This window comes from Phenylobacterium sp. (assembly GCF_044236515.1).
Classification (GTDB): Bacteria; Pseudomonadota; Alphaproteobacteria; order Caulobacterales; family Caulobacteraceae; genus Phenylobacterium.
In genome coordinates this window covers 1-6,590 of record NZ_JBIIGK010000159.1, presented here as the reverse complement: position 1 = coordinate 6,590, position 6,590 = coordinate 1, and the positions used below count along the sequence as shown (strand labels likewise).

8 protein-coding genes are annotated in these 6,590 nt (G+C 71.3%); 2 read left to right on the top strand and 6 right to left on the bottom strand.

Going from position 1 to position 6,590, the window contains the following annotated elements; genetic code table 11:
- The first annotated feature begins 14 nt into the window (after nucleotides 1-14).
- Nucleotides 15-167 carry an acyl-CoA dehydrogenase C-terminal domain-containing protein gene (locus tag ACILRF_RS13615; RefSeq protein WP_395673775.1) on the top strand — a complete coding sequence of 51 codons (153 nt, stop codon included), beginning with the start codon at nucleotides 15-17 and terminating at the stop codon, nucleotides 165-167.
- Complete coding sequence (locus ACILRF_RS13610; RefSeq protein WP_395673771.1) at nucleotides 167-622, top strand: OsmC family protein; 456 nt, start codon at nucleotides 167-169, stop codon at nucleotides 620-622. Before ACILRF_RS13615 ends, ACILRF_RS13610 begins: the two co-directional genes overlap by 1 nt.
- Here the strand turns inward: ACILRF_RS13610 and ACILRF_RS13605 are convergent.
- The 6 genes from ACILRF_RS13605 to ACILRF_RS13580 all read right to left on the bottom strand — a co-directional run bounded on the left by ACILRF_RS13605 (nucleotide 619) and on the right by ACILRF_RS13580 (nucleotide 6,446).
- Complete coding sequence (locus ACILRF_RS13605; protein WP_395673770.1) at nucleotides 619-1,497, bottom strand: ParB/RepB/Spo0J family partition protein; 879 nt, start codon at nucleotides 1,495-1,497, stop codon at nucleotides 619-621. The genes ACILRF_RS13610 and ACILRF_RS13605 overlap by 4 nt on opposite strands.
- 13 nt (nucleotides 1,498-1,510) lie before the next feature.
- Nucleotides 1,511-2,299, bottom strand: a complete 789-nt coding sequence (locus tag ACILRF_RS13600; protein WP_395673773.1) for a ParA family protein — start codon at nucleotides 2,297-2,299, stop codon at nucleotides 1,511-1,513.
- Nucleotides 2,300-2,306: 7 nt separating this feature from the next.
- Entirely contained in the window at nucleotides 2,307-2,954 is a 648-nt protein-coding gene (rsmG, locus tag ACILRF_RS13595; protein ID WP_395673768.1) for a 16S rRNA (guanine(527)-N(7))-methyltransferase RsmG, read from the bottom strand.
- Nucleotides 2,932-4,794 (bottom strand): tRNA uridine-5-carboxymethylaminomethyl(34) synthesis enzyme MnmG, encoded by a 1,863-nt coding sequence (mnmG, locus tag ACILRF_RS13590; protein ID WP_395673766.1) that lies wholly within the window; start codon nucleotides 4,792-4,794, stop codon nucleotides 2,932-2,934. The genes rsmG and mnmG overlap by 23 nt, the downstream gene beginning before the upstream one ends.
- 78 nt (nucleotides 4,795-4,872) lie before the next feature.
- Complete coding sequence (mnmE, locus tag ACILRF_RS13585) at nucleotides 4,873-6,210, bottom strand: tRNA uridine-5-carboxymethylaminomethyl(34) synthesis GTPase MnmE (protein ID WP_395673764.1); 1,338 nt, start codon at nucleotides 6,208-6,210, stop codon at nucleotides 4,873-4,875.
- A complete protein-coding gene (locus ACILRF_RS13580) occupies nucleotides 6,207-6,446 on the bottom strand; it encodes a DUF6489 family protein (protein ID WP_395673762.1) in 240 nt (79 codons plus the stop codon). Before ACILRF_RS13580 ends, mnmE begins: the two co-directional genes overlap by 4 nt.
- Between the last annotated feature and the right edge of the window lie 144 nt (nucleotides 6,447-6,590).

Below are 6,590 nucleotides of genomic sequence, written 5' to 3'. Positions count from 1 at the left end.
CGGCGCAGGAGAAGATCGCGGCCGGCGACACCGATCCGATCTACGCCGAGAAGCTGGTGGTCGGCCGATATTACGTCGAGCGGATCCTGCCGGAAACCTCGCTGCGGCTCGCCCGGCTGAAGACCGGGGCCGAGCTGGTGATGGCCCTGCCGGCCGACGCCTTCTGATGGGCCGGCACCGGGCGACCATCGAGTGGCGCCTGGGGGATGGCGAGGACTTCCTGGCCGGCCGCTACAGCCGCGGCCATGCCGTGGCGTTCGAGGGCGGCCACCAAGCGCCGGGCACCGCCTCGGCGCAGGTGGTCGGCAACCGCTGGGCGGCCAAGGGGGCGGTCGATCCCGAGGAGATGCTGGTCGCCTCGATCAGCGCCTGCCACATGCTGAGCTTCCTCCACGTGGCGCGGCTGGCCGGTTTTGTCGCCGAGAGTTATCGCGACGCGGCCGAAGGGACCTTGGCGGAGAACGCGGACGGTCGCCTCGCCCTCACCCGCACGGTGCTGCGGCCGCAGATCGCCTGGCGCGGCGCGGCGCCCTCGCCTGCGGAGCTGGACCGGCTGCACCACGCGGCGCACGAAGCCTGTTTCATCGCCAACTCGGTGAAGACCGAGGTGGTGGTCGCCTAGACGCGGGTCAGGCGGCGGCAGATTTCGTCGAGCTGTTCGAGCGTGGCGTAGCGAATGCGGACCTCGCCGGCCCCGCCATTGTCGGTGATATCGACGCTCATGCCGAGGACGTCCTCGAGGTCGGCCTCGAGGGCGGCGGTGTCCGCGTCCTTGGCCTTCTTCGGACCGGAGGCCTTCTTCGGCGCGTCGGACCTGGGACGGGCCAGGGCTTCGGCCTCCCGCACCGACAGGCCGCGGGCCATGACCTGGGCGGCCACGGCGTCCGGATCGGCGGCCGAGAGGATGGCGCGGGCGTGGCCGGCGGTGAGGCGGCCTTCGAGCACATGGTCCTGCACGGCGGCCGGCAATTGCAGCAGGCGCAGGGTGTTGGCCACGTGGCTGCGGCTTTTGCCGACCGCGGCCGCGGCCTGCTCCTGGGTATACTGGAGGCGCTCCATCAGGGCGGAATAGGCGCGGGCCTCTTCCATCGCGTTCAGGTCGGCGCGCTGGACGTTCTCGACGATGGCCATCTCGAAGGCCTGACCGTCCGCGATCTGGCGGACCAGCGCCGGAATGGCGGTGAGGCCGGCGCGCTGCGCGGCCCGCCAGCGGCGTTCGCCGGCGACGATCTCATATTCCCCGTCGGCGCCCTTTGCCGGCCGCAGCAGGATCGGCTGCAACACGCCGGAGGCGCGGATCGAGGCTTCCAGCTCGGCGAGCTCGGCCTCGTCGAAGCGACGGCGCGGCTGGTCGGGATTACGGCGGATCAGCTCGATCGGGATCTCGCGGGCGCCTTCGCCCGCCGGGCGGCCCGGCTCGCTGCGGACGGTCCCCTCCTCCGCTTCGCCCAGCAGGGCTGACAGGCCCCGGCCCAGTCCTCTGCGGTTCTCCGCCATTCTCTCTTGTCCTCTAGGCGGCCCGGGCGCGACGGTCGCGCTCGCGGAGCACCAGTTCGCGAGCCAGCTTCAGGTAGGCCTGGCTGCCGGCGCATTTTAGATCGTAGACCAGGGCCGGCTTGCCGAACGACGGGGCCTCCGAGACCCGGACGTTGCGCGGGATCACCGTCTGGTAGACCGCCTCGCCGAAGTGGGCGCGGACGTCGCTGGCCACCTGTTCCGACAGGCTGTTGCGGCGGTCGTACATGGTTAGCACGACGCCCTGGATCTCCAGGTTGGGGTTCAGGCTGCCGCGGACCAGGTCGATGGTGCGCATCAGCTGGCTGAGGCCCTCAAGGGCGAAGAACTCGCACTGCAGGGGCACCAGCACCGCGTCGGCGGCGGCCATGGCGTTGACGGTCAGGAGGTTCAGCGACGGCGGGCAGTCGATCAGCACGTAGCTGTACTCGCCGGAGGCGCGGAGGGGGGCGAGGGCGTCGCGCAGCTTGAACGAGCGGCGGGCCTGCTGGCCGAGTTCCAGCTCGACGCCGGAGAGATCGGGGTCGGCGGGGGCGAGGTCGAGGCCAGGAACCTTGGTCGGGACGACGGCGTCGCGCATTTCTCGCTCGCCCATCAGGACGTCGTAGAGGGTGGTGGTGCGCTGGGCCCGGCCGACGCCGAGGCCGGTCGAGGCGTTGCCCTGGGGATCTGAATCGATCAGCAGGACCTTCTCGCCGACCGCGGCCAGGGCCGTGCCAAGGTTGATGGCCGTCGTCGTCTTGCCGACGCCGCCCTTCTGGTTGGCGACCACCAGGACGCGCATGGCGCGGTCAGGCTTTGCGGGCACGACCCAGTCTCCTTACGCGCACGATCTGCCCTCGGGCGTCGCTGAGCGACGGGAGGGTGTCGGCGTCGAAGTCCCAGTGCAGGGCCGCCTCCGTGAGCTCGGCGGCGGCGTCCTGGCCCTTCAGGAACAGGCCGATGGCCCCGGCCTTGAAGTAGGGCTGGGCATACCCGAGCAGCCTGGGCAGGGGCGCGCAAGCCCGGGCGGTGACGACATCCACAGCCAAGTCGAGGTTTTCCGCACGTTCGTGATGCACGATGGCCGGCAGGGCCAACTCGTCGACGATCATCTGCAGGAAGCGGCAGCGCTTGGCCATGCTCTCGACGAGGTGGACCTGGCCGCCGCGGCCCTTGGCGAGGATGGCGAGGACCAGACCGGGGAAGCCGGCGCCGGCCCCGAGGTCGGCCCAGGTGCGGGCGTCCGGAGCCAGGCGCAGGAGCTGGGCGCTGTCCCAGGCGTGGCGGTTCCAGAAGTCCGGGATGGTCTTCGGTCCAACGAGGTTCATCACCGCATTGCCGGCGATCAGGCGATCCAGGAAGCGGGTAAGGTCGGCGAGCTCGGCCGACGTCGCGCCGGACGCGGCGGCGAAGCTCTCGGCATCGGTGACCACCTCAGGCCGCGCGGCGACGGACATGGGCCAGGAGGGCGGTCAGCGCGCCGGGGGTGACGCCTTCGATGCGGGCCGCCTGGCCAAGGGTCAGCGGCCGGACGGCGGCGAGCTTTTCGCGCACCTCGTTGGAGAGGCCGCCGACGCCGCCGTAGTCGAGGTCGGCCGGCAGGCGCAGGTCCTCGTCGCGCCGGAAGGCGGCGGCGTCGGCGGCCTGGCGGTCGAGGTAGCCGGCGTAGCCGGCGTCGATCTCGATCTGCTCGCGGACCTGGGGCGACCAGGCGGCGATCTGCGGCCAGATGGCGGCCAGGCGCGCGAAGTCGATGGAGGGATAGGCGAGCAGCTGCGAGAGGTCGCGGCGCTGGCCGTCGGCCTTGACCGGCAGGCCGGCGCGGATCGCCTCGGCGGGCGTGAGTTGAAGACCGGCCGCCTCGGCGCGGGCGGCGACCAGGGCTTGCCGCTTCTCGCCCCAGGCGCAGGCGCGCGCCGAGCCGACGACGCCGAGCGCCAGGCCCTTGTCGGTGAGGCGCTGGTCGGCGTTGTCGGCGCGCAGGGTCAGACGGAACTCGGCCCGGCTGGTGAACATCCGGTAGGGCTCGGTCACACCGCGGGTGACCAGGTCGTCGATCAGGACGCCGATGTAGGCCTCGTCGCGCGCGAACTGGGCCGGCTCCTGGCCGGCGGCGGCGCGGGCGGCGTTAAGGCCGGCGACGAGCCCTTGCGCCCCGGCCTCCTCGTAGCCGGTGGTGCCGTTGATCTGGCCGGCGAGATAGAGCCCCGGCAGGGCCTTGGTCTCAAGGCTGGAATAGAGCTCGCGCGGATCGACGTAGTCGTATTCGATGGCGTAGCCGTAGCGGCGGACCTGAACGTTTTCGAGGCCCGGAATCGAGCGCAGGAACAGGTCCTGGGTTTCGGCCGACACCGAGGTCGAGACGCCGTTCGGATAGACGGTGTCGCCATCGGGGCTGTCCGGCAGGCCTTCCGGCTCCAGGAAGATCTGATGGCTGGTCTTGTCGGCGAAACGGACGACCTTGTCCTCGATCGAGGGGCAATAGCGCGGCCCCTTCCCCGACAGCTTGCCGCCGTAGACCGCCGATTCCCCGAGCCGCCCGGCGATGATCCGGTGGGTCTCCTCGGTGGTGTAGGTGACGCCGCAGGCGATCTGCGGCGTGGTGATCCGCTCGGTCAGGAACGAAAACGGGACAGGCTCGTCGTCGGCCGCCTGCATCTCAAGCCTGTCCCAGGCGATGGTCGAGGCGACGAGCCGGGCCGGGGTGCCGGTCTTCAGCCGGCCCATTTTCAGGCCCAGCCCATAGAGCCGGTCGGCAAGGCCGATGGACGGTTGGTCGCCAACCCGCCCGGCCGGAATGCGCTCCTCGCCGCGGTGGATGACACCCTTGAGGAAGGTGCCGGTTGTGAGCACAACACGACCGGCGCGGTAGGTCGCACCGGACGCGCCGACCGCCCCGGCGACCCGGCCGGTTTCGACGAGCAGGTCCTCGACGGCGTCGGCGACGATGGTCAGGTTGGGGGTCCGCGCCAGCTCGTCCTGCATCGCCGCCCGATAAAGATGGCGGTCGATTTGCGAGCGCGGCCCACGCACGGCAGCGCCCTTGGAGCGGTTGAGCAGGCGGAACTGGATGCCGGCCTTGTCGGCCAGCCGGCCCATCAGGCCGTCAAGGGCGTCGATTTCGCGGACGAGGTGGCCCTTGCCGAGGCCGCCGATGGCCGGATTGCAGCTCATCTCGCCGATGGTCTCGACCTTGTGGGTCAGCAGCAGGGTGCGCGCGCCGAATCGCGCGGCCGCCGCCGCGGCCTCGCAGCCGGCATGGCCGCCGCCGATGATGATGACGTCCCAGGAGGTCATGGTCGCTGGATATAGGGGAAGCCCGTCGCTGTTTCACGTGAAACGTCGTCGCGCGCTGTTTCACGTGAAACAGGACGGCTACTTGCCGATGCAGAAGCTCGAGAAAATCTTCCCCAGCACCGCCTCAGGGTCGATGCGGCCGGTGATCCGGTCGAGGGCGCGGGCGGCGAGGCGGACATCCTCGGCGGCGAGCTCGAGGGCATCGGTTTCAGCCAAGGCCTGCCGCAGGCGATCGGAGGCTTCGGTAAGAAGCTCCTGGTGGCGCAGGCGGGTCGCGGCTGGGGGCTCGGCGCCGGCCAGCGCCTGCACAACCCGCTCGCCGAGGGTGGTGACCAGCCAGCCGAGGTCGCCCGGCCCCTTGGCGGTGATCTCCGCCGAGGTCGCGCCGAGGCGCTTGGCCTGACCGGCGGCCCAGGCCCCTGCCCCGCCCGACGGCTTGTCGCGTTTGGTGATCAGGCAGAGGTCGCCGGCCCGCAGCTCCATCGGCACGCCCGGGACCTCGTCGGACGAGCCATCGACCAGCCATAGGCGAAGGTCGGCTCCGGCGGCCCAGGCCCGGGCCCGGCGAACGCCTTCGGCCTCGATTTCATCGCCGGTCTCGCGCAGGCCGGCGGTGTCGGCGAGCAGCGCCTTGTAGCCGGCCAGCACCATCGGCACCTCGATGATGTCGCGGGTGGTGCCGGGGGTGGCGGTGACGATGGCGGCGTCGCGGCCGGCCAGGGCGTTGAGGAGGGTGCTCTTGCCGGCGTTGGGGGCGCCGATCAGGGCGATACGAAATCCCTCCCGAACCCGCTCGCCACGCTCGGCGTCTGCGGCCGCGGCGTCGAGCTCGGCGACCAGCCGCTCGAGGATCGGCCGGGCGCGGCCGGCGACATCGGCGGGAACTTCCTCGTCCGGGAAATCGACGGCGGCCTCGAACATGGCGAGCGCCTCGGTCAGGTCGTCCCGCCACCGGGCCTGGACTCGTGACAGCCGGCCGCCGAGCTGTTCGAGGGCCTGGCGGCGCTGCTGCTCGGTTTCGGCGTCGACGAGGTCGGCGACGCCCTCGGCCTGCGCGAGGTCGAGGTGGCCGTTCTCGAAGGCGCGGCGGGTGAACTCGCCGGGTTCGGCGAGGCGCAGGCCGAGCGCCGCCAACGCCTCGACCACGGCGTTGAGCACCGCGGGGCCGCCGTGCAGGTGCAGCTCGGCGCTGTCCTCGCCGGTGTAGCTGCGAGGGCCGGGGAACCACAGGATCAGGGCTTGGTCGAGTTCGGCGCCCTCGGCGTCGCGCAGTCGGCGCAGGGTCGCGCGGCGCGGCTGCGGCAGGGTTCCGGCCAGGGCGCGGACGGCGATATCGGCGCGCGGCCCGGAGATGCGCACCACCGCCACCGCCGCCCGCCCCGCGGCGGTCGCCGGAGCGAAGATGGTGTCGCTCATGGTTTGGAAGCGGCTCCGCCGGCGGCGCCCAGGCCGGCTTCCATAAGCTTGCGGAACTGCTCCTGGGCCCCCGCCCCCATCGACATCCAGCTCTTCATCAGCTCGTCGGGAGGCAGGGCGGTCGCCTGACGGGTCATTTCGGCGACGAGGTGGTCGTTAAGCGGCGCGACGTCGGGCAGGCCGAGGAAGCGGCGGGCCTCTTCGGGCGTGCAGTCCACCTCGATCGTCATCTTCATCGGCCGGTCCTCTTGCGGGTGGCGAAAGTTATGGCCCTGCGACAGGGCGCCGCGCTAGTAGCCGAAGCTGTCGGGACTTGGAAAACGCACTTCGGAAGATCGGAAACCTCACAATGGCCGAACGCATGAACATCACCGTCGGTG

What these genes read in the sequence shown, in the direction of transcription:
- ACILRF_RS13605 (WP_395673770.1), bottom strand. Translation starts at nt 1,497, where the DNA reads ATGGCGGAGAACCGCAGAGGACTGGGCCGGGGCCTGTCAGCCCTGCTG.
- ACILRF_RS13580 (WP_395673762.1), bottom strand. Translation starts at nt 6,446, where the DNA reads ATGAAGATGACGATCGAGGTGGACTGCACGCCCGAAGAGGCCCGCCGC.
- ACILRF_RS13600 (WP_395673773.1), bottom strand. Translation starts at nt 2,299, where the DNA reads ATGCGCGTCCTGGTGGTCGCCAACCAGAAGGGCGGCGTCGGCAAGACG.
- ACILRF_RS13610 (WP_395673771.1), top strand. Translation starts at nt 167, where the DNA reads ATGGGCCGGCACCGGGCGACCATCGAGTGGCGCCTGGGGGATGGCGAG.
- mnmE (WP_395673764.1), bottom strand. Translation starts at nt 6,210, where the DNA reads ATGAGCGACACCATCTTCGCTCCGGCGACCGCCGCGGGGCGGGCGGCG.
- rsmG (WP_395673768.1), bottom strand. Translation starts at nt 2,954, where the DNA reads ATGTCCGTCGCCGCGCGGCCTGAGGTGGTCACCGATGCCGAGAGCTTC.
- mnmG (WP_395673766.1), bottom strand. Translation starts at nt 4,794, where the DNA reads ATGACCTCCTGGGACGTCATCATCATCGGCGGCGGCCATGCCGGCTGC.